Here is a 22863-nt window from a genome sequence, read left to right as displayed (position 1 = left end):
CACCCCGACTCCCCGTCACCACCCCTCAGTCACGCAACGGAGCCTGCTGACATGCACGATGACCGCAGCCTGGTCGAGTCCCGCCTCAAGCGCGTCCTGGAGGAGCGCATCCGACCGGCGCTCTACCCGGAGTCCGTCCCGCTGGAGGTCACGGTCTGGACCGCGCCCGGCGAGCCCGTCCCGGTCGCCGAGGGCCTCGCCGCGCCGCGCACCCCGATCGCCGTCGGCGACGCCTGGGGCGCCCCGTGGAGCACCAGCTGGATCACCGTCGCGGGCACCGTGCCCGAGGCCTGGGCCGGGCGGACCGTCGAGGCGCTGATCGACCTCGGCTTCGACGCCAACATGCCCGGCTTCCAGTGCGAGGGCCTGGTCTACCGCCCGGACGGCAGCCCGGTGAAGGGCCTCAACCCGCAGAACCAGTGGGTGCGGATCGCCGCCCCCGCGGCCGGCGGCGAGCAGGTGCTGCTGCACGTCGAGGCCGCCGCCAACCCGGTGATCCTCGACTACCACCCCTTCCTGCCGACCGAGCTCGGCGACAAGGACACCGCCGGCGACCGGCCGCAGTACAAGCTGGCCCGGATGGACCTCGCGGTCTTCGACGAGACGGTCTGGCAGCTCGTCATGGACCTGGAGGTGCTGGGCGAGCTGATGGAGGAGCTGCCGGTCGACGGCGCCCGCCGCTGGGACGTGCTGCGCGCCGTCGAGCGGTCCCTGGACGCGATCGACCTCCAGGACGTCAACGGCACCGCGGCCGCCGCCCGGGAGCAGCTGGCCGGCGTGCTGGCCTCGCCGGCCGTGCCCTCCGCGCACCGGATCAGCGCGGTCGGCCACGCGCACATCGACTCGGCCTGGCTCTGGCCGCTGCGCGAGACCGTCCGCAAGGTCGCCCGCACTACCGCCAACATGACGGCGCTGCTGGAGGACGAGCCGGACTTCGTCTACACCATGTCGCAGGCGCAGCAGTACGCCTGGATCAAGGAGCACCGGCCCGAGGTCTACGCACGGGTCAAGAAGGCCGTCGCCGAGGGCCGGTTCGTGCCGGCCGGCGGCATGTGGGTGGAGTCCGACACCAACATGCCCGGTTCGGAGGCGATGGCGCGGCAGTTCGTCCACGGCAAGCGGTTCTTCCTGGAGGAGTTCGGGGTCGAGAACCAGGAGGCGTGGCTGCCGGACACCTTCGGCTTCACCGGCGGGCTGCCGCAGATCATCCGCAACGCGGGCTCCAAGTGGCTGCTGACCCAGAAGATCTCGTGGAGCCAGGTCAACAAGTTCCCGCACCACACCTTCCTCTGGGAGGGCATCGACGGGACGCGGATCTTCACCCACTTCCCGCCCGTGGACACCTACAACTGCTCCATGAAGGGCAAGGAGATCGCGCACGCCGCGCGGAACTTCAAGGACAAGGGCGTGGCCCGGCACTCGATCGCCCCGACCGGCTGGGGCGACGGCGGCGGCGGCACCACCCGCGAGATGATCGCCAAGGCGGCCCGGCTGCGGGACCTGGAGGGTTCGGCGACGGTCCGCTGGGAGCGGCCGGCCGAGTTCTTCGAGAAGGCCGAGGCCGAGTACCCGAACCCGCCGGTCTGGGTCGGCGAGCTGTACCTGGAGCTGCACCGGGCCACCCTGACCAGCCAGGCCAAGACCAAGCAGGGCAACCGCCGCAGCGAGAACCTGCTGCGCGAGGCCGAGCTGTGGTGCGCCACCGCCGCGCTGCGCACCGGGCTGGCGTACCCGTACGAGGAGCTGGACCGGATCTGGAAGACGGTGCTGCTGCACCAGTTCCACGACATCCTGCCCGGCTCGTCGATCGCCTGGGTCCACCGGGAGGCCGAGGCGACGTACGCGGCGCTCGGCGAGGAGCTGGAGGCCCTGATCGAGCGGGCCCAGCAGGCCCTGGCCGGGGACCGGGCGGGCGGGCGCGAGCTGGTGTTCAACGGCGCCCCGCACACCCGCTCGGCGGCGCCCGCCGGCGGCGCCGCGCCGGCCTCGGCGGCACCCGCGGACGGCTGCGCGGTCACCGCGCGGGCGGGCGGCGGGTTCGTGCTGGAGAACGGCCTGCTGTCCGTCACGGTGGACGGCGAGGGCCTGGTCGTCTCGGCGGTGGACCTCGGGACCGGGCGCGAGACGGTGGCCCCCGGCGAACGCGCCAACCTGCTCCAGCTGCACCCGGACTTCCCGAACATGTGGGACGCCTGGGACGTGGACCAGTTCTACCGCAACTCCGTCACCGATCTGACCGGGGTGGACGCGCTCACCGTGTCGCTCGCCGCACCGGACGCGGTCGCCGTCCGGGTGGCCCGCTCCTTCGGCTCCTCCACGGTGGTCCAGACGCTGACCCTGCGCGCGGGCGCCCGGCGGCTGGACATCGACACCGAGGTGGACTGGCACGAGACGGAGAAGTTCCTCAAGGCGGCCTTCCCGCTGGACGTGCACACCGAGCGGTACGCCGCCGAGACCCAGTTCGGCCACCTCTACCGGCCCACCCACACCAACACCAGCTGGGAGGCGGCCAAGTTCGAGGCCTGCAACCACCGCTTCGTCCACCTGGACGAGCCGGGCTGGGGCGTCGCGCTGGTCACCGCCTCCACCTACGGCCACGACGTCACCCGCACGGTCCGCGCGGCGGACGGCGGCACCACGACCACGGTGCGGTTCTCGCTGCTGCGCGCCCCGCGCTTCCCCGACCCGCAGACCGACCAGGGCCTGCACCGGTTCCGGCACGCCCTGGTGCCGGGCGCCGGGATCGCCGACGCCGTCCGCGAGGGCTACCTGATCAGCCTGCCCGAGCGGCGGGTGACCGGCACCGCCGACGCCGTCCGGCCGCTGGTGGAGCTGGACGAGGACGCCCTGGTGGTCAGCGCCGTCAAGCTGGCCGACGACGGCAGCGGGGACGTGGTCGTCCGCGTCTACGAGGCCAACGGCGGCCGCGCCCGGGGCCGGCTCACGACCTCGTTCCCGCTGGCCGGGGCGGTGCCCTGCGACCTGCTGGAGCGGCCGTGGGACGGCACCCGCGGCTCGGTGACGGTGAGCGGCGGCGGCGTCGAGCTGGCCCTGCGGCCGTTCGAGCTGGTCACGCTGCGCCTGACGGCCGCAGCGGGCTGACGCCCCGGTCCGGCCCGGCGGGTGCCCGCCCGACGCCGTCCGTCCGGGCGTCCCGCGGGCCCGCCCGGGCCGGACCTACCCTGCCCCTGTGCCCCCGCCCGCCCGGGCGGGGGCCCTGTCCCCGGTTCTGGAGCCCCTGCGATGACCGCCGCCCCGCCCCTCCGCCCGCTGTTCGCCGCCCTCGACATCGGCGGGACGAAGATCGCCGGGGCGCTCGTCGACGAGCGCGGGGAGCTCTCCCACCGGCTCCAACTGCCCACCCCCGCCGAGCAGTCCGGCGCGGCCGTGCTGGCCGTGGTGCACCAGGTGCTCGACCGGCTCGCCACCGCGCCCGGCTGGGCCGCGGTGACCGCCGTCGGCATCGGCAGCGCCGGGCCGGTGAACCTCCGGCACGGCACCGTCAGCCCGGTCAACATCCCCGGCTGGCGGGCGTTCCCGCTGGTCGCCGAAGTCGCCGCGCACCCCGCCGTGGCCGGGGCGGCCGTCCCGGTGGCGCTGGCCGGGGACGGCGTCGCGATGGCGGCCGCCGAGCAGTGGCGCGGCGCCGCGCGCGACGCCGCCAACGCGCTCTGCCTGGTGGTCTCCACCGGGGTCGGCGCCGGGCTGGTGCTGGACGGCGCGGTGCGGCCCGGCCCCAGCGGCAACGCGGGCCACCTCGGTCACATCAGCGTCGACCTGGACGGCGACCCCTGCCCCTGCGGCTCGCGCGGCTGCCTGGAGGGGATCGCCTCCGGTCCGGCGATCGCCCGGCGGGCCGTGGCCCGGGGCTGGCGCCCGTCGGACGGGGGCGAGGACCGCTCGGCGCGCGCCGTCGCCGCCGACGCGCTGGCCGGCGATCCGGTCGCGCTCGCCTCCTTCGACCGGGCCGCGCAGGCGCTGGCCGCCGGGATCGCCGCCACCGCCGCCCTGGTCGACCTCGACCGGGTGGTGATCGGTGGCGGGGTCGCCGCCGCCGGCGCCCCGCTGTTCGACCCGCTCGCCCGCCACCTCGACCGGTACGCCGCGCTGCCCTACGTCCGGGGCCTCGACGTCCGCCGCGCCGAACTCGGCACCGACGCGGGCCTGATCGGCGCGGCGGCGCTCTGCCGCCCGGCGCCGGCGGGGTGTCAGGCACCCCCGGGCCCGCTGTAGCCGCCCCGTCGGCCCCCTCAGGAGAGGCCCCGCATGCCCACACCCACCCGTCCCCCGTTCGCCCCGCTCCTCAACCCCGTCCGCGGCTACGCGTGGGGGTCCATCACCGCCATCCCCGCGCTCACCGGCGCCCCGCCCACCGGCGAACCGCAGGCCGAGCTCTGGATGGGTGCCCACCCGTCCGCGCCCTCGCTGCGGGACGACGGCGCGGGCGCGGGCCCCCGCCCACTGGACCGGCTGATCGCCGAGGACCCGGACGGCGAGCTCGGGCCGGACACCGTGAAGCGGTTCGGGCCGCGACTCCCCTTCCTGTTCAAGGTGCTGGCCGCCGACCGGGCGCTCTCGCTCCAGGTGCACCCGACCCGGGCGCAGGCCGAGGCCGGCTTCGCCGCCGAGGAGGCCCGCGGCATCCCCCGGGACGCCCCGCGGCGGATCTTCCGGGACCGCGGTCACAAGCCCGAACTAATCTGCGCCCTCGGCGACTTCGAGGCACTCTGCGGGTTCCGACCGGCGCCCGCCACGGCCGGGCTGCTGGACGCGCTGGCCGTCCCGCTGCTCACCCCGTGGGCCACCGCGCTGCGCCACCGGCCGGCCGAGGAGGTACTGCCCGCGATGCTGCGGCACGTCCTGGAGGACGTCCGCCCCGGGCCGGCCGAACTCGCCGCCGTGGGCGCGGCACTGCGGCGGGTCGCCGCCGGCGGCGGACCGTACGCCGCCGCCTGCGCCGCCTACGCGCGGGCGGCCCGGGACTACCCCGGTGACCCGGGCCTGGTCGCCGCGCTGCTGCTGAACCACGTCCGGCTCGGGGCGGGCCAGGCCCTGGCGCTGGACGCCGGGGTGCCGCACGCCTATCTGCACGGTCTGGGCGTCGAGTTGATGGCCAACTCGGACAACGTGCTGCGCTGCGGCCTCACCGCCAAGCACATCGACGTGGACGGGCTGCTGGCGGTGACCTCGTTCCGGACCGGTGAGCCCCCCGTGCTCACCGCCTCCCCTGCCGCCGGGCTCCCTGCGGACGGCTCGGGGGCCGGTCGGGGGATCGAGGAGGTCTTCCCGTCACCGGCCGAGGAGTTCCGGCTCTCCCGGCTGCGGCCCACCGCCGCCCCCACCGGGATCGACCTGGCCGCGCCGCAGATCCTGCTCTGTACGGCCGGGCGGGCCCGGCTGCGGAGCGCCGCGGGCCACACCCTCGACCTGCGGCCGGGCGGATCGGCCTACCTGCGGCCGACCGGCGACCCGGTCCTCCTGACGGGCGCCGGCGCGGAGCTGTTCCGCGCCACGACCGGCTGAGCGGCGCGGGCGACCCACCGGACGACCCACGGGATGACCCACCGGGTGAGCACCGGGTGGCTCCCACGGCCGCTTCCGGCCGCCGCCCCGTCGGGGTGTGGGGAGCGCGGCAGCCGGTCGGCGTCCCGGTCGGGTGCTCCGCAGTCGGCGGCGCCATTGCCGCCGCTGCCAACCCCACCGCCGCCGTCCTCGCCACGGCCGCCCCCCGTACCCGCCGCCGTCGCGTCGGCCACGACGGTCGCGGCCCGGCCGGGCGCCCGGCGGTGTCCGCGGGCCCGGCCGCCGCGGCCTCGCCCACCGGTCCTGCCCGCGCTGCGGGTCATGCTCGTCCTACGGCCCTGCGGGCCCTGTCCCGGACGCGTCCGTGGTCCCGGACGCCCCGGATGTGCTGGATGTGCTGGATGCCGGCAGCGTCATCGGTGCCGGCATCGCCGCCGTCAGCGCGCCGAGGCGCGACAGCGTCGGCGGGCGCGGAGCGCCGAGCCGGGCAGCGGGCTGCGCGATGCCGACACCGGCACCCGCTGTGACGGCGCCGAGGCCGTCGCCTCGACCGCCTCGCCCGGGACGAACGCCGAGAGAAATCGGCGCTCGGACTGGCTGAGTTTACGGGAACGGCCCGATTCGCGGTCCCGGGCGACCACCACGGTGCGCGCCCGCATATAGGTGAGCGGATCGCGGCAGACATTCACCACCACATGCGCGGAACTCCGGCCCAGCCGCTCCACGGTCAGCCGTACCAGCAATGGCTCCGGCTGGTGGTGCAACTGTTCCAGGTAATCGATCTCGTGCCGTGCGATCAGGAATCCGGACGGAAAGAGGGATTCCCGGACGGCGACCTTGTGGTGGCAGAAGAGGTCGTAAATCCCCTCCTGGACGTAGGAGACCAGCCGGGCGTTGTTGATGTGCCCGTTCTCGTCCACGTCGCTCCACCGGGTGGGGCAGGTCAGGACGTGCGCGTTGGAGTGCGGCGCGCTCACGGCTTCTTCAGCCCGGCATCGCCCTGGCCGCCCGCTCCGGCGGGCAGCAGCGCCCGCCGCAACCGGGCGTAGTAAACGGCGTGTTCGGACGCCATCCGGGCCGCCGTCCACCCCTCCTCGGCGGCCTCGGCGGCAGCCTGGACGACCAGGCTGTCCAGCACCCCGTCGACGGCCCGGCAGAGGTCGGCGACCGCCGCCAGGCGCTCGGGGACGTCGGAGCCGCCGGCCCCGCCCCGGGCCGGGAAGGCCGCGAGGGAGTCCACGGCGAGCCGCAGCTCGTCCACGGCGACCGGCCGGATTTCCGAAATGCTATTACCCATGAGTTTCTCCCGAATTAGCTGAGGCATTCGTCGGATGCGTTCGAACGGACCGGTGCGGCACACACGCAAGCGAGGTACCCCCCGGTGCACTGGACGCTATCCCAGGCTGGGCACCGCATACGAGGTTTGGGCGGCCGCAGGGGAAACTGCCCACCATTGGAGTAGTTTGCCGGGGCATAAAATCTGCCGCATCAGCCGAATGCCACCCCGGGCCGTCACCCTGAGCGACCGTCACCCACTCCAACTGGCCCACCAGCGCGCCTTGTACAACTGCGTACCGCGCAGGGTCCGGGCACCGTCCGGACCGTGGAGTGCCAGGACGGAGGTGCACCAGGAGCAGGCCGCCGCATGGTCGGGGGCGGCGGTGAGCAGCCGCCCGGTGCCGGGTTCGTCGCCGACGCTCTTGATGTCACGCTCCGCGGCCTCGTCGGCGAACCGCACCCGGGTGAAGCGTCCGCCGGCCGGGTCGAACTGCCACAGGTGCTCGGCGGTGCTCACCCAGAACCGGCCCGGCGCGGCGAGCACCGGCGCGAGGTCGTGCCCGCCCGGCTCCGGCAGCGGGATGCTCCGGGCGGCCGTGAGCACCGGCGCGGCCGGTGTGCCGCCCACCCGGAGCGCGGTGAGTTCGTCGTCCCCCACTGCCCAGAGCAGCCGGGTGCGCCCGTCCCACTGGACGCCGTGCGCGCCCTTGAGCGGGTACACCGCGTGGACGGTGCTGCGCGGCCCCCGCGAGGCGGCGTAGAGCCGGACCCACCCGCCCGTGCTGGCCGCGACGGCGACGTTGCCGTCCGGCAGCAGCTCCACGCTGTGCGGGTTGGCGCCGCCGGTGTCGGCGGCCCAGGAGGTGCCGCCGGTCGCGGTGTCGACCACCGCCACCAGCCCCCCGCTGGCGGTGGTCAGCAGGTAGCGGCGGCCGCCGCGCACCCGGCTCTTCGCCTCGTCCGGCATCGACCAGCTGTGCGCCGGGGTGAGATCGGCGAGGTCCGCCGCGCGGTCCGCGCTCCAGGACCACACCACCGGCAGCCGGCCAGGCCCCCGATAGGCCATCAGCTCCTCGGCGCTCTGCAGCAGGAGCACGCTGCGCGATCCCTGATCCACCACGACGACCGCCCAGCCGGGCCGCGCCGGCAGGGCCGAGGCCGTCGGCGCACCGAGCCCCAGTGACACGGCCAGCCCCACCAGTCCCACTCGCCACCTGCGCACCCGCACCGTCCCTCCGCCGTCTCGGCCCCGGGACCACCGTGCGTCGTGGCGACCGCCGCTGCCACCGCGGCACGCCCGAACGGCCGCCGGGAGCACGGCCGCTCGGTCGCCCCTCGGTCAGTGCCGTCCGGAGATGGCGTCCGCCAGCCGGGCGAGCGGTGAGCCGGTGGCCCGGCCGGTGGACTCCTGGCGGTCGGCGGCGTGGTACGCGGCGTAGAGGGCGTGCACACCGAGCCAGCGCAGCGGCTCCGGCTCCCAGCGGCGCACCCGGTGGCCGACCCAGGGCAGCCGGGTGAGCTCGGTGTCACGGCCGAGGACGAGGTCGCGCAGGGTGCGGCCGGCCAGGTTGGCGGTGGTGACCCCGCTGCCCACGTACCCGCCGGCCCAGCCGAGCCCGGAGGCGCGGTCGAGGTCCACGGTGGCGCACCAGTCGCGGGGGACGCCGAGCACACCGGCCCAGGCGTGGTCGATCCGGGCACCGGCGGCGGCCGGGAAGAAGCTGTCGAGGATCTCGCGCAGCTGCCGGACGGTGGCCGGCTGGGTGGTCCCGTCCGCGTCGGTGCGCGAGCCGTACCGGTAGGGGACGCCGCGCCCGCCGAGCGCGATCCGGTCGTCCGCGGTGCGCTGCGCGTACATGTAGGCATGGGCGAAGTCGCCGAGGACTTCGCGGCCGGTCCAGCCGGTCCGGGCCCAGAAGGACTCCGGCAGCGGTTCGGTGGCGATCATCGCGGAGTTCATCGGCAGCCAGGTCCGCCGCTCGCCCCGGAGCCCGGCGGTGAACCCCTCGGTGGCGCGCAGCACGTGGTCGGCGGTGACGGTGCCGTTCGGGGTGACGGCGCGGGCCCGGCGGCCGGCGCCGCCCGGCTCGACGGCGGTGACCGGCGTCCGCTCGTGGACGCGGACGCCCAGACCCGCCACCACCTCGGCGAGCCCGCGGGCCAGCTTGGCGGGCTGGACGCGCGCGCCGTAGGGCGTCCAGGTGCCGCCGAGGGTGCCGGCGATCCGGATGCGCTCACCGGTCTCGGCCGCGGTCAGCAGCTGGACGCGGTCCGCGCCGAAGGAGCGCTCGGCCGCCGCGAAGGCCTGCAACCGGGCCAGCTGGGCCGGGGTCCGGGCGACCTCCAGGACGCCGCCCCGGACGAGGTCCGCCTCGATGCGCTCGGCGGCGACGGTGTCGGCCACCTCGCCGACCGCCTCGTCCATCACCCGCTGCATCGCGGCGGCCGGCCCGGCCCCGTACCGGCGGGCGAAGGCCGACCGGCCGGCGAACCCGTTGTAGAGCCACCCGCCGTTGCGCCCCGAGGCGCCATAGCCGCAGAACCGGCGCTCCAGCACGGTGATCCGCAGTCCGGGGTCGGCCTTCTTGAGGTAGTAGGCGGTCCAGAGCCCGGTGTACCCGCCACCGACGATGCACACGTCCGCGTCGGCGTCGCCCGGCAGCGCGGGCCGGGGCTCGGGCAGCCCGGTCTGCGCGTACCAGAAGGAGACGCGGCCGTTGACGGCCGGGGATTCGTCGCCGGTGCGGTCCACGGGAACCTGCCTTCGCTCGGTGGTCTCCCCGGACGCTATGCCGCGGCGGTGCGCCGCGGCCACCGACACGGTGGCAGGATCCGCGCACGCCGCCCTGCACTGTGTCAGAGCCTCCGACGCCGGCCCGATCGACAACTCTGGTTACCTCACAGCATTTCGGTAACTATAGTTACCATCATGTCAACACCGGAGATCACCGCCCCGGAGCGGGCGGCGCTCGCACGGATCCTTCAGGACGCCCTCGGCCCGCCCGCCCCGGCCGCGCACACCGGGCGCCACCGGTGCGCAGTGGACGCCGTCGAGGTGGCCCTGGCCGTGCTCGACAGCCGCAGCCGGAGCGTCACCGCGAAGTGACGGCCGCCCGCCCCCGGACCGGCCGGCAGGGCGCCGACCGGTCCGGCCCGCGGCGGGTCAGCGCGAAGCGCCCGCTCCCGCGCCGATCGTCGAGCCCTCGATGGGCGCCGACAGCGGGATCGTCTCCCCGGCGAAACCGGCCTTGACGAACTGCCAGGTGAGCCCGTTGATCACGCCCTGGCCCAGTGGCGCGAACCTGGCGAAGGCTGGCTGACTCAGGTCCAGGTGCGTGGAGTCGCAGGACGGACACTTGTCCCGGACCGGGACGGTGACCGTCTTGCCCTGATAGGTCACCTTGACCGAGATGCCCTTGCACAGCGGGTCGTTGTTCGGATTCGCCGAAGTCCACCAGGTGTGCGAGACCGCCACCAGCATCTGGTTGGACGCGTTGATCTGGGTGCCGCAGGCGCCGTAGCCGGCGTCGTTGTAGTAGGTCGCCTTGCCGGTCATCGGCTTGTTGATCGGGATCGCGGCACTGGCCGAACCCGCGGTCAGGGCGATCAGTGCGGCGGCGGCGAGCGGAGCGCCGGCCAGGATCCTGAGGTTCTTGACGACTCGCATGGTTCCCTCCGATTGTCGGTGCGGACGGCATGACCGAGTACAGGCAGGCCGGCGAACCTGCGGAAGCTCCCGAGCAGGCCGAATCGGCCTGCGGTGCAGTGGAGTTCGGGCACGTCCGGCCTACCCAGGGAAGGACCGTATGCCGGACGTCGAAGGGAGGTCCATACCTTTGATGTGTTGTCATGAACACAAAGCAGGAAGCTTTACGAAAGCGGCCGAAGGCGGGACGATACGTGACCGCAGAGCGGACGACGCGTTGTCAGTTCACGCGTCCCACTCTCCGGAGGCCCCCTTGCGCATCCCGTCCCGCACGCCGTCCCGCACCCCGCTCCGCCCCGCGTTCCGCGTTCCGCTCCGCAGCGCCGCCCTCGGCGCCGCCCTGCTGGGCGCGGCCGTCCTGACCGGCGCCACCGCGACCCCGGCGGCGGCCGTGCCCCGGGAGGTGAACCAGGGCTACGTCATCCCGGTCGGCGGCATCACCGACCTCGGCGCGCTGCCCGTCCTCGGCAGCCTCGGGATGGACTTCGCCCGCCTGCTCGGGCAGTCCTGAGCCACCCGTTCAGCACCGGGCGGCCGGCCCCGGCACCGGCCGCCCGACACTCCCGCACTCCCGCCCCCGCGCCCTCAGGCCCGGCCGCGCACCCCCGGGACGGCCAGCTCGAACAGCCGCCCGGAGAGGGGGTGTTCCTCGCTCCGGGCGGTGGTGATGAACAGCGTGTCCAGCCCCGGCCCACCGAAGGCACAGCTGGTCGTCCGCGGCGCCGGGACCTCCACGGTGTCCAGCAGCCGGCCCTGCGGCGAGAGGCAGTGCACCGCCCCGCCGTCCCAGAACGCCACCCAGAGGTTCCCCGCCTCGTCCAGGGTCATGCCGTCGGGCGTCCCCGGCAGGTGGGAGACGTCCAGCGAACGGATCCGGCGGCCGACCGGACCGTGCTCGGGGTACTCGTAGAACTCGATCCGCCGGGTCGGGGTGTCGATGTGCCAGAGCCGGTCCGGCTCGGGCCAGGCCAGGCCGTTGGGGATGGCCAGGCCGTCCAGAATCGGCCGCACCGAGCCGTCGGACTCCAGCCGGTACAGCGGCCCCGGCTGCTGCGGCCCGGTGCGCTGCATGGTGCCCGCGACCGGCCGGCCGTACGGGTCCCGCTTCCCGTCGTTCATCCGGCGGTCCGGCCGGTCGGCCTCGACGGCGGCGAGCAGCTCCGTCCGGCCGGTCGCGGTGTCCAGCGACTCGAACCCGCGCTCGGTCGCGAGGACCGGGCTGCTGCCCTCCGCGGCCGGCATCAACGTGCCCGGGGTGACCTCCAGTTCGAGCACCGTGAGCCGGCCGCTCGGACGGTGGAGGGTGAGGACCTCGCGGTCCGGGATGCCGATCCAGTGGATCGACTGCGCGGCCGCATCCCAGACCGGGCCTTCACCGAGGGTGAGGCAGGGGGTGTCGGCGACGGGTTCGGCACGCATGGGCATCTCCTCGGACTGGACGGCGGGCTCGACGCGACGGGCTTCCGGAAGCATCGCACCCGCCGGCCGGATCGGCAGGTGCCGGGGCGGGACGGATTCACCGGACGAGCCACACACCGCAGTCGAACAGTGTGACGATCCGATTCCGGACAGTGACGATCGGGATCGGGTCAGCCTCCGGCGATCACCTCCCCGGCGCCGCCGCGCACCGCCACCCTGGTCCCGGCACTCTCGCGTGCCGCACCTACAGGGGAGGGCAGTTGAGGGGCACCGCCGGCCGAGTGGACCTACTCCGCACCGAGGTCGAGAACGGCTTCACCGAACTGCGCGACACCGGTGACGCCCTGCGCACCGAACTGCTCAACGCCATCGTCGACGGCCTGCGCGACCACCGCGACGAGATCGTCACCGCGCTCACCAGGGAGCGGCAGTCCGCCGAACAGGCCGACCGCGACACCCGGCGGCTGCAGCGCCGGCTCACCGAGGCGCGCGAGGAACTGCACCGCCTCCAGCTCCGGGCCGCCGAGACCGCCCAGCCCCGGCCCGAACCCGTCGACCCGCCGGATCCCACCTACCTCCCCGTGAAGGAGACGCCCGTGCCCGAGACCGCCCACGCCGAGGAGAGCAGCAGCCCCTCCCCCGGCATCACCGCCGAACAGGCGCAGCAGCTCATCGACCTGCTCACCCGGCTCACCCCCGCCGAGGCGGCCGCGCCCACCCCGGACCGGCCCGCCGCCGACGCGCCGCCCGTCGACGCGGGCGGCGTCGCCGACCTCATCCCCGCCACCCTCGCCTGGCCCGCCCACGTGGCCACCCTGCTGAAGGCCGCCGCCGTCAACACCGTGGCGATCGCCTGCAACCCGCACACCTGGGAGTTCCTCGGCACGCGGGTCGAGGGCGCCGAACACTTCGACCAGCAGGAGGCCGCCCAGCGCCCCCGCGGCGCCTTCCAGGAGGACGAGGCCGACACCATCCTCTCCGGGCGCAGCGTCATCGCCCTCCTCAACGCCCTGCGCACCACCGTCCACGCGGGCACCGGCCAGGACGTCGAGACCTGGGCCCTCGCCGTCACCTGCTACGAGCGCATCGCCGAAGTCATCAACTCCACCCGCCCGGCCCGCGACGAACACGAGTCCACCCGCCCCCGCATCGTCCTGGACGACCTCACCGCGAAGACCCCCGCCTGAGCCCGTCCCCACCGGACGGAGGCACCAGGCACGGCGTGGTGACGCTGAGCGCCAGTCGGGCGTCCCCGGTGCTGAACACCGTGGCGACGTACCGGCTCTCGGGGTGGCGGGCCGTAACGGTGGAGTTCGCCGGCGCGGTCGACGTCTCGCGATAGCCGGAGACCGTCAGCCCCTCGGTCTTCAGCAGGTCCCTGACGCTGCGGACGACCTCGTTGTGCCGGGCCCCGGGCACATCGCCGTGGACGAAGTAGGCCAGGGTGAACCGGTCGTCCGGCGCCGACTCCCCGTTCGCTCGTACACGCCTCATTCGGCCGATCCGCTGGATTCCCACACCGGAGTGGGAAGTCGGACCGGCCGACCTCCCACTCCTCCGGTGGTCCGTGGCGGGGGCTACATCGGGGTGGCGAGGGGGACGGTGATCTGCTTCAGCCAGGTGTGGGTGGCGAAGTCGCGGGCCTTGAGGACGACGCGGTCGTTGTGGACCTCCACCTGGAGGCCCTGGTTGAAGGTGCCGGGCACGGCCGACTCGCCGCCCTGGCCGTTGTCGGTGTAACCGGTCTGCACGGCGCCGGTGTTGACCACCGAGAAGCCGTCGAGGTTGGCGGTGCCCGGGACGACGCGGCGGACGTACCAGTCGGAGAGGCCGAGGTCCCAGTGGGTGTGGCCGCAGAAGACGAAGACGTCGCGGTGGCGGCCGAGCAGGCCGAGCAGGCGGTCCGCCTGGAGGTAGTCGTGCAGGTAGAGGTTGTTCCGGCTGCCGGAGACGGTGTTCGGCAGCGGGTGATGGGTGATCACCATGACCGGCCGGCGGCGCTGCGCCCAGTGGGTGAGCCGCTGTTCGAGCCAGGTGAACTGGGTGTCGCTGAGCCACACCTCGTCCCAGAGCTTCGGGTCGTGGAAGTGCATGTAGCGCTCGGTGCCCAGGGTCAGCACCGGGATGCCGCCGAAGACGTGCTCGGAGAAGACGGTGCTGCGGCCGGCGAAGGTGTAGAAGCTGCGGAACAGCGAGTCCTCGGTGGTGCCGTTGGGCCAGGCGGCCTGGTCCAGGGTGGCCGGGTCGCGCCACTTGGGCACGTAGAACTCGTGGTTGCCGATCGCCCAGGCGACCGTCGCCGGGTGGCTCGTCCTGGCGAACTCGGCCCGGACGGCGGCGTATTCGGCGTCGTAGCCGCGCGGGGTGATGTCACCTGCGACGGCGAGGCCGGAGGAGGCGGGGTTGGTGGACCTCATGTCGCGCAGCGCCACACCGAGGTCGGCGAGGTCGCCCTGGATGTCGCTGATGACGTTGAAGGTGGTGACGGGGCCACTGGCGGAGGGCCGCGCGGCGGCCGGGGTCGCGGTGACCGCGGTGGCGGTCACCGCGGTCACGGCTCCGGCGGCGGCGGTGCTGAGCAGGGTCCTGCGGTCCACGGGTACGTCCTTCCGGGGGAGGGCGGCGCCGCGCCGGACGGACCGGCCCGGCGCCGCCTGTGGGGATCAGACCCGTTATCTCTAAGTGATCACGCTGAACGGACCGGCAGAGACGGTGTGTATACCGCGTGAACGGCTCCCCAAGCGCCGCACCCGGCGTGGGTCCGGGCCCGGGCCCGGACCCACGGGGCGTCAGCTCAGGGCTGCCGCCAGGAGAGCGGCCGCCTTGGCGACCAGCGGCTCGTCCGCCGCCGCGTCGGCGTCGCGCTGGGTGGACAGGACGGCCAGGACGACGGGCGTGCGGTCCGGCATCCAGGCGATGCCGACGTCGTTGGTGGTGCCGTACTCGCCGGTGCCGGTCTTGTCCGCGAGGGTCCAGTCCTTGGGGAGTCCGGCGCGGAAGCGGGCGGCGCTGGTGGTGTTGGCGAGCAGCCAGTCGGTCAACTGCCGCCGGTCCCGCGGCGCCAGCGCGTCCCCGAGGACCAGCTTCTGGTTGGTCCGGCCGATGGCGGCCGGGGTGGTGGTGTCCGTCGTGCGCTCCGGTTCGGCGGAGTTCAGCGCCGGCTCCCACCGGTCGAGCCGGGTCACCCGGTCGCCGATGGACCGGCAGAACCGGGTGATCGCCGTCGGACCGCCGAGCTCACGGAGCAGCAGGTTGTCGGCGGCGTTGTCGCTGTAGTCGATGGCCGCCGCGCACAGCTCGGCCACGGTCATGCCGTTCGCGAGGTGCTCGGGCGTGCCCGTGATCGGGGCGTAGCCCGAGTCCTTGACGTCCTGCTCGGTGTACCGGATCCGCTTGGCGAGGTACTCGCCACTCCGGTCGAGGTCCCGCAGGACGGCCGCGGCGGTGATCGTCTTGTGCACGGAGCAGATCGGGAAGCGCTCGTCGGCGCGGTACGTCACGGTGCGGCCCGTGACGGTGTTGCGCCCGAACACCCCCAGCCGGGCGCCGTGCTCCCGTTCCAGGTCGGCCAGGGCCCGGCCCACCACCGCGTCCCCACCCGCCGGAGCGAGGCCCGCCGCATGGGCCGACCCGCCTGCCGACACACCGGCGGCGAGTACCGCCCCGGCACCGAAGGCCAGCACCGCGCGACGCCCGGGGCGCCCTGCGAAGGTCTCCACGATCGCGTTCTCCTCTTGTTCGGCAACGATCCTTCGGAACTCAGGACGCCCCGGCAGCCCCACCGGTTCACCCGCTTCCCAACGGATCGTCCGACGAACGGCCCCGGCCCGCCTTCACGGGGCCCGCCGGGCTCAGAAGCCGGTCGTGTCCAGTACCAGCCCCAACGGCGCGGGCAGGTGCAGCGAGGTACCGAACGGATGGGGCCCTTCCACCCGGGTGTAGCCGAGCCGGCCCGGCTGCGAGAACAGCGTGCAGGTGCGTTCCTGACGGTCGACCAGGAGGTAGACCGGGGCCCCGAACTGCGAGTAGCGACGCCGCTTGGCGGTCCGGTCGGTCTCACCGTTCGACGGCGACGTCACTTCGACGACCAGCACGGTCTGATCCGGCAGGAGCGCGCCCAGGGCCCGGAGGGGGTGTTCGACCGTGGTCGGGCGGCCCTCCTCCCGGGCGGGTCGGCCGGGTTAAGCTCACCGTCGTACGCATGCCACACATTCAGGGGGGACCTGTGATCGGCGAACTGCTTCCCGCGGCGGTCGTGGTGGAGACGGCCTACGACGACCCGCCGCAGGCGCGGCTGGAGCCGGCGGAGGAGGCGGTCGTCGCCCGGGCCGTCGAGACCCGGCGGCGGGAGTTCACCACCGTCCGGTACTGCGCCCGCCTCGCGCTCGGACGGCTCGGCGTCCCGTACCGGCCGCTGGTACCCGGCCTGCGTGGCGCGCCGAGCTGGCCCGACGGGGTGGTCGGGAGCCTCACGCACTGCGCCGGTTTCCGGGGTGCGGCCGTCGCCCGGGCGGGCGAGGTCGTCTCGATCGGTATCGACGCCGAGCCGGCCGAGGCGCTGCCGGAGGGGGTGCTGGACGCCATCGCCCTGCCCGGCGAGCAGGAGCGGAACGGCAAGCTGCTCGCGGACCGCCCGGGGCTGCCCTGGGACCGGCTGCTGTTCAGCGCCAAGGAGGCCGTCTACAAGGCGTGGTTCCCGCTGACCGGCGTCTTCCTGGAGTTCTCGGAGGCCGACATCACGCTGCGTCCGGACGGCACCTTCCACGCCGTCCTGCTGGTTCCGGGCCCGGTGGTGGACGGACACCGCCTCGGGGGCTTCGACGGGCGGTGGGTCGTCCGGGACGGGCTGCTCGCCACCGCGATCACCGTCCTGCCGGGGGCACGTGGCTGACGGGGGCACGCGGGTCGTACGTGGCGGCCCGGGCCGTCGGGGCCTGGGCCGGTTCCGGGACTACTCGGACGGGTGGGGCCGGAACGGCCGCCTGACCTGCCGGCGGCCGGCCCGGCTCAGAGTTTGAACAGCTTGTCGTAGGGCTGCACGACTCGCACCTGGTGCGAGCCGAAGTCGACCAGGACCGCGCCCTGGCCGGCGGTCTCGGTGCTGATGATGCGGCCCAGACCGTACTGGTCGTGGGTCACGCGGTCACCGGCCTCGAACTGCTTGAGGGGCGGTGGGACCTCGCTTCGGAAGGGACTGGTGGGCAGGTGGCGTCTCGGCGCAGGTGATTTCGTCATCCCTGGAAGTATGCGCCCAGTTCGCGGTCCCCGGCCGCACCGGGGCGCCGAATTCCGGGATCCGCCCGGGCCGCCGACCGTCCGGTACCGGCCCGCCGCGAGGGTGGCCGAGCGAGCGCGGCGGCCCGCCGGGGCACCCCGTTCCGGCGCCGTTCCCGCCGCGTTCCGGCCCCGTTCCTGCGCTGTTCCCGGTTGCCCCCGGCCGCCGGCCGGCTCCGCACCGGGCACCGCCGGCGGTGGCCGCCACGCCCCGTGAGGGCTCCCGTACGGGGTGGGAGAGTTCGGACGGTCGCTTGACAAAGCCGGATCCGGCGGCGGCCGCACGGGAACGGGCGCCCGGGCGAGTCGTCCCCGGCGGCTGGGAACGCGAGCGCGCCCCGGACCGGGGCGCGGCTCAGGCCAGGGCGTCGCAGAGGCGGACGAAGGTGCGCCCCTGCGCCAGCAGCGCCGGCAGGGCCGCCGCGAAGCCCGGCGCCGTCCCGCCGCCCGGGTGGTTCATATGGGCGATCACGATCGCCCCGGGCGGCGCGGCCGCCACCTCGCTGCGGACCTGGGCGGCGCTGAAGGTGGCACCGCCGTCGCCGTTGACGGTGAAGCCGGCCACGCGTTCGCCCAGCCCGGTGACGATCCGGGTGGCGACGTCGTCGTAGTGGGCGGTGCCGGAGCGGAAGAACCGCGGCGGCCGGCCGAGCAGGGCGGTCAGCTTCGCCGCGTTGCCCGCGATCTCGTCGTACGCCTCGCCCACGTCCCGGGTGCCCGCGATCCCGTACGCGGAGCGGCCGGCGACCGAGAGCGGCCGGTGCGCCGTCCCGTGGTTGGCGATCTCGAACAGCGGGTCACCGGCCAGGGCCTCGAACTCGGCGGGGTTGGCGTCGATCCAGCGGGCGTTGAGGAAGAGCGTCGCGGGGACGCCGTTGGCCCGGAGGAGGTCGATCAGGTCCGCGTCGTAGCCGGAGCCGCCGGGGCCTCCGCAGGCGTCGAAGGTGAGCGCGGTGGTCCGTGCCCCGTCCGGCAGCCCGGTGATCACCCCGGACACCTCCAAGCCCCACTCCTCGGGCACGGCGTCCCCGTAGCGGGCCACCACCTCGGCGCGCCCGACGGCGGGCGCGGGCAGCGGCGGCTCCGGCACGGCGGGCGGCCCGGCGGCGGGGGCCGGGGCTTCGGCGGGGGACGAGGCGGTGGCCGAGGCACTGGGCGAGACAGTGGGCGAGGTGATGGCCGGTGCGGCCGGCGCGGCGGAGGCGGTGGCCGCCGCCACGGGCTGCGCCGTGGGCTGCGTCGCCGGTCCGGCCACCGCCCCGGCGAGGGGTCGGCAACCCGCCAGCGCGCCGCCCGCCGCCAGCACCAGGACCGTCCGACGACTCAGCCCCATGCGCCCATTCCTCCACACTCCGTCATAAAGTCAGACGAACCGCCTGTCTGTTTCTATGAATACCGATCGGCTGACACCCGCAACTCCACGCCCAGGTCGGCCCGCCGCTCCCCCGGCCGCGTGCGAACCCCCGGCGGCGGGTCCGGACGCGGGTCCGGACGCGGCTCAGGACGCGGCTCAGGACGCGGCTCAGGACGCGGCTCAGGAGCAGGAAGTCGGCCGGTCCGACGTCCTACTCCGGACAGCCCAGCAGCGCCCGGCCGACGGTCCGGCCGAGCCCGCCGACCGAGGAGCCCCCGTGCCCGAACCCCACCCCACCGACCCCCGGCCCGGTGATCCACGCCCCACCGGCCCGCACCCCACCGGCCCGCACCCCGCCGAGGCCGTTCGGACCGTCCTGTCCGGGCTCGCCCTCGGGGAGTCACCCCGCTGGCACGACGGCCGGCTCTGGCTCTGCGACTGGGGCGCCCAGGAGCTGATCACGGTCGGGCCCGACGGCCGGGCCGCCGTCGCCGCCACGGTGCCCTCGTTCCCGTTCTGCATCGACTGGCTGCCCGGGCCGGACGGCCGCCTGCTGGTCGTCGCCGGCGGTGACGGGCGCCTGCTGCGCCAGGAGGCGGACGGCGCCCTGGCCCCCTGCGCGGACCTGCGCCCGCTCTCCGACCGGCCGTGGAACGAGGTGGCCGTGGACGGCCGCGGCAACGCCTACGTCAACGGCATCGGGTTCGACCTGATGGGCGGCGAGGCGCCCGCGCCGGGCCTGATCGCCCTGGTGACCCCGGACGGCGAGGTCCGCCGGGTGGCCGACGGCCTGGCGTTCCCCAACGGCATGGCCGTCACCCCCGACGGCTCGACGCTCCTCGTCGCCGAGTCCTACGCCGCCCGGCTGACCGCCTTCACCATCGGGCCCGGCGGCGACCTGACCGACCGCCGGGTCTGGGCCGAGGTGCCGGGCTCGGCACCGGACGGGATCTGCCTGGACGCCGAGGGCGCGGTCTGGTTCGCCGACGTCCCCGGCCGCTGCTGCGTCCGGGTCCGCGAGGGCGGCGAGGTGCTCCGGCGGATCGAGCTCGACCGCGGCTGCTTCTCCTGCGCCCTCGGCGGCCCCGACGGCCGGACCCTCTTCCTGACCGCCGCCGAGTGGCCGCCCCCGCCGGGCGCCCGCACCGGCCGGCTCCTGGCCGTCGACGTGGACGTCCCGGCCCACCGCCCGTGAGCCGTCCCGGCCCGGGCCGCCGTGACGCGGCCCCGACGGCGGTGCCCGGCCCACCGTGCGCGCGTCCGGCGTGCGCGCGTCCGACGGCTCGCCGGTCAGGCCGGGACGGCGGGCCGGATCCCGTCGAGGATGGCCCGCGCGCCCCGGTCCACCAGGTCTCCGGCCAGGTCCGCGCCCAGCCGCTCGGGCTCGCTCGCGGGCCCGGTGACCGATCCGGTGACCTGGCGCCGCCCGTCGAGCGAGGTGACCTGGGCGAACAGGTGCAGCGTCCCGTCGGGCCGGGTCGTGGCGCAGGCGCCCACCGGCACGCTGCACCCGCCGTGCAGCTGCGCCAGCAGGGACCGCTCCGCGCGGACCTCGCGGTCGACGGCGCGGTCCCCGACGGTCGACAGCACGTCCCGGACCCCCCGGTCGTCCACCCGGACCTGGATGCCCAGCGCGCCCTGGCCCGGGCTCGGGGGGAAGAGGTCGAGGGGCAGCGGTTCGCCGATCGCGTCCTGCCGGCCGAGCCGGTTCAGACCGGCGACGGCGAGGACCACGGCGTCCAGCCTCATGGACCGCAGCTTCTCCAGCCGGGTCGGCACGTTGCCCCGGATCGGCACCGGGACGATGTCGGGGCGCACGGCGAGGAGCTGGGCGATGCGACGGGCCGCGCCCGTGCCCACCCGGGCCCCGTGCGGGAGCCCGGCCAGCGTCGATCCGCACAGCGCGTCGCGGACGTCCTCGCGGCCCGGCGGGGGCAGCAGCATCAGGCCCTCGGGATTCGCGGTCGGCAGGTCCTTCAGCGAGTGGACCACCACGTCCACGTCCCCGCGCAGGAGGGCGGCCTCCTGCTCGGTGCTGAACGCCGACCCGCCGCTGACGGCCGAGACGTTCGCCAGCAGCGACGTGCGGTCCCGGTCGCCGCCTTCGAGGATCACCCGCTGGGTGAAGGCGATCTCCGGGAACCGGTCGCGCAGCGGGGCCAGGAAGTCGCGCACCTGCGTCCGGGCCAGGGCGCTTGCACGGGAGCCGACCAGGTACGTGGGCACGGGAACCAACTCCTACGGTTGACTGCCTGTCAGTTCCATCGTAGGCGGGGCGGCCCGCTGCCTTTACAGACAGCGCGTCGGAAACGGGCCGTACCCGGCGGGCCGGTCGCGCCGGCGGGCCCGTTGCCCCGGCGGGCCCGTTGCCCCGGCATACCGGCATACCGGCGTGCCCACCGGCCGGCCTCCCGGGCACCTTCACCGGACCGACCCGCTGCGGCCCGGCCCGGCTCACCGGCGGTTCACCGGCGGGGGTAGGGGGCCGGGCGTGCCGGCCGGGTGTCCGCCCGCCGCCGGTGTCCGCCCCAGACCGGAGGCTCCGATGACCGACCGCGACGCCGACACCCCCACCGAGCCCGCCCGATCCGGCTCGCCCCGGGCCGGCTCACCGCAGACCGGCCCCGTCCCGGCCGGGGCACGGACCGAGCGTCCCGGGCCCGACCGGCGCGGCCTGCTCCGGACCGGGCTGGCCACCGGCGCCGTCACCGCCCTCGGCCTGGCCGCCGCCGCACCCGCCGGGGCAGCCGACGCGCTGCCCGACCGGACGATCACCCTGGCCGGCCATCTCCCCACCGGAGCCCCCGACTTCGTCCTACTGCCGTTCGACGTCCCGGACGGCGTGCGGGAGATCGCCGTCTCCTACGGCTACGACCGGCCGACCGTCCCCGCCGGGACCCCCGGCAACTCCTGCGACATCGGCCTCTTCGACGAGGGCGGCACCGAACTCGGCGGGCGCGGCTTCCGCGGCTGGTCGGGCGGGTTCCGCACCGAGTTCACCGTCGCCCGCGACCGGGCGACGCCCGGCTACCTGCCCGGTCCGATCCGCCCCGGCCGCTGGAACATCGTGCTCGGCCCCTACCAGGTGGCACCCCAGGGGCTCGACTACCGCGTCCAGGTGACGCTGCGGTTCGGCCCGCCCGGGCCGGAGTTCACCCCGTCCTACCCGCCGGAGCGGGCCCGTGGCCGGGGCCGCGCCTGGTACCGGGGCGACTCCCACCTGCACACCGTGCACTCCGACGGGCGCCGGCTCCCGGCGGAGGTGGCGGCGGGCGCCCGGGAGGCCGGGCTGGACTTCATCGTTTCCACCGACCACAACACCACCTCCGCGCACGGCGTCTGGGGGCCGCTGGCCGGGCCGGACCTGTTGATCGTGCTCGGCGAGGAGGTCACCACCCGCAACGGCCACTGGCTGGCGCTGGGCCTGGATCCGGGCCGGTTCGTCGACTGGCGCTACCGGGCGCGCGACGGGGAGTTCCCGCGCTTCGCCCGGCAGGTCCGCCGCCAGGGCGGCCTGGTGGTGCCCGCGCACCCGTACTGCCCGTACGTCGCCTGCCAGTGGAAGTTCGGCTACCAGGACGCGGACGCGGTCGAGGTCTGGAACGGACCGTGGACGTACGACGACGAGTCGGCGGTGGACACCTGGGACGCACAGCTCGCGGTCGCGCTGCGCGAGGGGCGGCCCTGGCTGCCGGCCGTCGGAAACAGCGACGCGCACAGCACCCCGCAGGTCATCGGCTCCCCGCACACCGTCGTCCGGGCCGAGGACCTCACCCGGGCGGCGATCCTCGACGGGCTCCGGGCCGGCCGCAGCTGGCTGGCCGAATCGGCCGCCGTCGGGCTCGACCTCACCGCCACCGGGCAGGGCCGCCAGGCGGGCATCGGCGAACAGCTGACCGTTCCGGCGGACGCGCCGGTGGACGTCCGGCTCGCGGTCTCCGGAGTGCCGGGCGGCACCGTCCGCCTCCTGACCGACGAGGGCCAGTTGCACCAGGAGTCGCTGCCCGCCGACGGCGCCGGCACGGTGGTCTGGCGCACCACCGCCTCGCTCGCCGCGTACGTCCGGGCGGAGGTGCGCCGGCCGAGGGCGGACGGGACGCCCGGCCGGGGCAACGCGATGGGGCCGGACCTCCCGTGGGGGCCGATGGCGGCGCTGACCAACCCGATCGTGCTGCGGACGCCGAAGCGGTCCGGGGACCGTTAGCGTCGGTCCGGCGATTCCCGGGACGATCGGTGGGAGGAGTCGTGGAGGTGCGGTGGGGGCGGCGGTCCGAGGACCGACGGGGGGAGGACTCGGAGCACCGGCGTG

Annotated in this window: 21 protein-coding genes and 1 pseudogene; 9 read left to right on the top strand and 13 right to left on the bottom strand. The window is 75.2% G+C overall.

Annotation, left to right across the window (positions count from 1 at the left end):
• Window positions 1–51: 51 nt before the first annotated feature.
• From ACZ4UX_RS22835 to manA, 3 genes are all read left to right on the top strand, one after another.
• Window positions 52–3102 carry an alpha-mannosidase gene (locus ACZ4UX_RS22835; protein WP_465707992.1) on the top strand — a complete coding sequence of 1017 codons (3051 nt, stop codon included), beginning with the start codon at window positions 52–54 and terminating at the stop codon, window positions 3100–3102.
• Window positions 3103–3243: 141 nt separating this feature from the next.
• Entirely contained in the window at window positions 3244–4233 is a 990-nt protein-coding gene (locus ACZ4UX_RS22830; protein WP_465707991.1) for an ROK family protein, read from the top strand.
• Between the two features lie 33 nt (window positions 4234–4266).
• Window positions 4267–5523 (top strand): mannose-6-phosphate isomerase, class I, encoded by a 1257-nt coding sequence (gene manA, locus ACZ4UX_RS22825; protein ID WP_465707990.1) that lies wholly within the window; start codon window positions 4267–4269, stop codon window positions 5521–5523.
• A 437-nt stretch (window positions 5524–5960) separates the two neighbouring features.
• On the opposite strand, the gene ACZ4UX_RS22820 is transcribed toward manA, so the two are convergent.
• The 4 genes from ACZ4UX_RS22820 to ACZ4UX_RS22805 form a co-directional block, all read right to left on the bottom strand.
• Window positions 5961–6500, bottom strand: a complete 540-nt coding sequence (locus ACZ4UX_RS22820; RefSeq protein WP_329486395.1) for an acyl-CoA thioesterase — start codon at window positions 6498–6500, stop codon at window positions 5961–5963.
• Entirely contained in the window at window positions 6497–6820 is a 324-nt protein-coding gene (locus ACZ4UX_RS22815; protein WP_329486396.1) for a hypothetical protein, read from the bottom strand. Before ACZ4UX_RS22815 ends, ACZ4UX_RS22820 begins: the two co-directional genes overlap by 4 nt.
• Before the next feature lie 231 nt (window positions 6821–7051).
• The gene (locus ACZ4UX_RS22810) at window positions 7052–8008 is read right to left on the bottom strand and encodes a DUF6528 family protein (RefSeq protein ID WP_465707989.1); all 957 of its coding nucleotides are present in this window, start codon (window positions 8006–8008) and stop codon (window positions 7052–7054) included.
• A 132-nt stretch (window positions 8009–8140) separates the two neighbouring features.
• Window positions 8141–9553, bottom strand: a complete 1413-nt coding sequence (locus ACZ4UX_RS22805) for an NAD(P)/FAD-dependent oxidoreductase (RefSeq protein ID WP_465707988.1) — start codon at window positions 9551–9553, stop codon at window positions 8141–8143.
• Window positions 9554–9730: 177 nt separating this feature from the next.
• Between ACZ4UX_RS22805 and ACZ4UX_RS22800 the strand changes: the two genes are divergently transcribed.
• Window positions 9731–9907, top strand: coding sequence for a hypothetical protein (locus tag ACZ4UX_RS22800; RefSeq protein ID WP_465707987.1), 177 nt, complete (start codon window positions 9731–9733; stop codon window positions 9905–9907).
• A gap of 57 nt (window positions 9908–9964) precedes the next feature.
• On the opposite strand, the gene ACZ4UX_RS22795 is transcribed toward ACZ4UX_RS22800, so the two are convergent.
• Window positions 9965–10468 carry a cysteine/serine endopeptidase inhibitor gene (locus tag ACZ4UX_RS22795; RefSeq protein ID WP_329486399.1) on the bottom strand — a complete coding sequence of 168 codons (504 nt, stop codon included), beginning with the start codon at window positions 10466–10468 and terminating at the stop codon, window positions 9965–9967.
• Between the two features lie 292 nt (window positions 10469–10760).
• Here ACZ4UX_RS22795 and ACZ4UX_RS22790 point away from each other — a divergent pair, with 292 nt between their 5' ends.
• The gene (locus tag ACZ4UX_RS22790) at window positions 10761–11018 is read left to right on the top strand and encodes a hypothetical protein (protein WP_359803917.1); all 258 of its coding nucleotides are present in this window, start codon (window positions 10761–10763) and stop codon (window positions 11016–11018) included.
• 74 nt (window positions 11019–11092) lie between these two features.
• On the opposite strand, the gene ACZ4UX_RS22785 is transcribed toward ACZ4UX_RS22790, so the two are convergent.
• On the bottom strand, window positions 11093–11926 hold the full coding sequence (locus ACZ4UX_RS22785; protein ID WP_465707986.1) for an SMP-30/gluconolactonase/LRE family protein: 834 nt from the start codon (window positions 11924–11926) through the stop codon (window positions 11093–11095).
• 281 nt (window positions 11927–12207) lie between these two features.
• On the opposite strand from ACZ4UX_RS22785, the gene ACZ4UX_RS22780 reads away from it, so the two are divergent.
• Window positions 12208–13113 carry a hypothetical protein gene (locus ACZ4UX_RS22780; protein WP_465707985.1) on the top strand — a complete coding sequence of 302 codons (906 nt, stop codon included), beginning with the start codon at window positions 12208–12210 and terminating at the stop codon, window positions 13111–13113.
• Here the strand turns inward: ACZ4UX_RS22780 and ACZ4UX_RS22775 are convergent.
• From ACZ4UX_RS22775 to ACZ4UX_RS22760, 4 genes and pseudogenes are all read right to left on the bottom strand, one after another.
• Window positions 13091–13420, bottom strand: a complete 330-nt coding sequence (locus ACZ4UX_RS22775; RefSeq protein ID WP_465707984.1) for a hypothetical protein — start codon at window positions 13418–13420, stop codon at window positions 13091–13093. The two genes, ACZ4UX_RS22780 and ACZ4UX_RS22775, sit on opposite strands and share 23 nt — an antisense overlap.
• A gap of 83 nt (window positions 13421–13503) precedes the next feature.
• On the bottom strand, window positions 13504–14523 hold the full coding sequence (locus ACZ4UX_RS22770) for a metallophosphoesterase family protein (protein WP_465707983.1): 1020 nt from the start codon (window positions 14521–14523) through the stop codon (window positions 13504–13506).
• Between the two features lie 192 nt (window positions 14524–14715).
• Window positions 14716–15645, bottom strand: coding sequence for a class A beta-lactamase (gene bla, locus ACZ4UX_RS22765; RefSeq protein WP_465707982.1), 930 nt, complete (start codon window positions 15643–15645; stop codon window positions 14716–14718).
• 132 nt (window positions 15646–15777) lie between these two features.
• Window positions 15778–16041, bottom strand: a pseudogene (locus ACZ4UX_RS22760) (Uma2 family endonuclease); the annotation flags it as partial.
• Window positions 16042–16151: 110 nt separating this feature from the next.
• Here ACZ4UX_RS22760 and ACZ4UX_RS22755 point away from each other — a divergent pair.
• Window positions 16152–16817: a 4'-phosphopantetheinyl transferase family protein gene (locus tag ACZ4UX_RS22755; RefSeq protein ID WP_465708022.1), complete on the top strand. Its 666-nt coding sequence runs from the start codon at window positions 16152–16154 to the stop codon at window positions 16815–16817.
• Between the two features lie 116 nt (window positions 16818–16933).
• Here the strand turns inward: ACZ4UX_RS22755 and ACZ4UX_RS22750 are convergent, their stop codons facing one another.
• A complete protein-coding gene (locus ACZ4UX_RS22750) occupies window positions 16934–17161 on the bottom strand; it encodes a hypothetical protein (RefSeq protein ID WP_329486410.1) in 228 nt (75 codons plus the stop codon).
• Window positions 17162–17555: 394 nt separating this feature from the next.
• A complete protein-coding gene (locus ACZ4UX_RS22745; protein ID WP_465707980.1) occupies window positions 17556–18533 on the bottom strand; it encodes a polysaccharide deacetylase family protein in 978 nt (325 codons plus the stop codon).
• A 298-nt stretch (window positions 18534–18831) separates the two neighbouring features.
• On the opposite strand from ACZ4UX_RS22745, the gene ACZ4UX_RS22740 reads away from it, so the two are divergent.
• Window positions 18832–19749, top strand: coding sequence for an SMP-30/gluconolactonase/LRE family protein (locus ACZ4UX_RS22740; protein WP_465707979.1), 918 nt, complete (start codon window positions 18832–18834; stop codon window positions 19747–19749).
• Window positions 19750–19844: 95 nt separating this feature from the next.
• Here ACZ4UX_RS22740 and hemC read toward each other — a convergent pair whose 3' ends face one another.
• Window positions 19845–20780 (bottom strand): hydroxymethylbilane synthase, encoded by a 936-nt coding sequence (gene hemC / locus ACZ4UX_RS22735; protein ID WP_465707978.1) that lies wholly within the window; start codon window positions 20778–20780, stop codon window positions 19845–19847.
• A 319-nt stretch (window positions 20781–21099) separates the two neighbouring features.
• Here hemC and ACZ4UX_RS22730 point away from each other — a divergent pair, with 319 nt between their 5' ends.
• Entirely contained in the window at window positions 21100–22758 is a 1659-nt protein-coding gene (locus tag ACZ4UX_RS22730; protein WP_465707977.1) for a CehA/McbA family metallohydrolase, read from the top strand.
• Window positions 22759–22863: the final 105 nt, after the last annotated feature.

It is taken from the genome of Kitasatospora sp. NPDC028961 (assembly GCF_055564815.1).
This window is presented reverse-complemented; position numbering and strand designations above follow the sequence as displayed.

Excerpts from the sequence above, each read along its gene's own strand:
- ACZ4UX_RS22835 (WP_465707992.1), top strand. The coding sequence starts at position 52 with ATGCACGATGACCGCAGCCTGGTCGAGTCCCGCCTCAAGCGCGTCCTG.
- ACZ4UX_RS22830 (WP_465707991.1), top strand. The coding sequence starts at position 3,244 with ATGACCGCCGCCCCGCCCCTCCGCCCGCTGTTCGCCGCCCTCGACATC.
- manA (WP_465707990.1), top strand. The coding sequence starts at position 4,267 with ATGCCCACACCCACCCGTCCCCCGTTCGCCCCGCTCCTCAACCCCGTC.
- ACZ4UX_RS22815 (WP_329486396.1), bottom strand. The coding sequence starts at position 6,820 with ATGGGTAATAGCATTTCGGAAATCCGGCCGGTCGCCGTGGACGAGCTG.
- ACZ4UX_RS22800 (WP_465707987.1), top strand. The coding sequence starts at position 9,731 with ATGTCAACACCGGAGATCACCGCCCCGGAGCGGGCGGCGCTCGCACGG.
- ACZ4UX_RS22795 (WP_329486399.1), bottom strand. The coding sequence starts at position 10,468 with ATGCGAGTCGTCAAGAACCTCAGGATCCTGGCCGGCGCTCCGCTCGCC.
- ACZ4UX_RS22785 (WP_465707986.1), bottom strand. The coding sequence starts at position 11,926 with ATGCGTGCCGAACCCGTCGCCGACACCCCCTGCCTCACCCTCGGTGAA.
- ACZ4UX_RS22775 (WP_465707984.1), bottom strand. The coding sequence starts at position 13,420 with ATGAGGCGTGTACGAGCGAACGGGGAGTCGGCGCCGGACGACCGGTTC.
- ACZ4UX_RS22750 (WP_329486410.1), bottom strand. The coding sequence starts at position 17,161 with ATGACGAAATCACCTGCGCCGAGACGCCACCTGCCCACCAGTCCCTTC.
- ACZ4UX_RS22745 (WP_465707980.1), bottom strand. The coding sequence starts at position 18,533 with ATGGGGCTGAGTCGTCGGACGGTCCTGGTGCTGGCGGCGGGCGGCGCG.
- ACZ4UX_RS22730 (WP_465707977.1), top strand. The coding sequence starts at position 21,100 with ATGACCGACCGCGACGCCGACACCCCCACCGAGCCCGCCCGATCCGGC.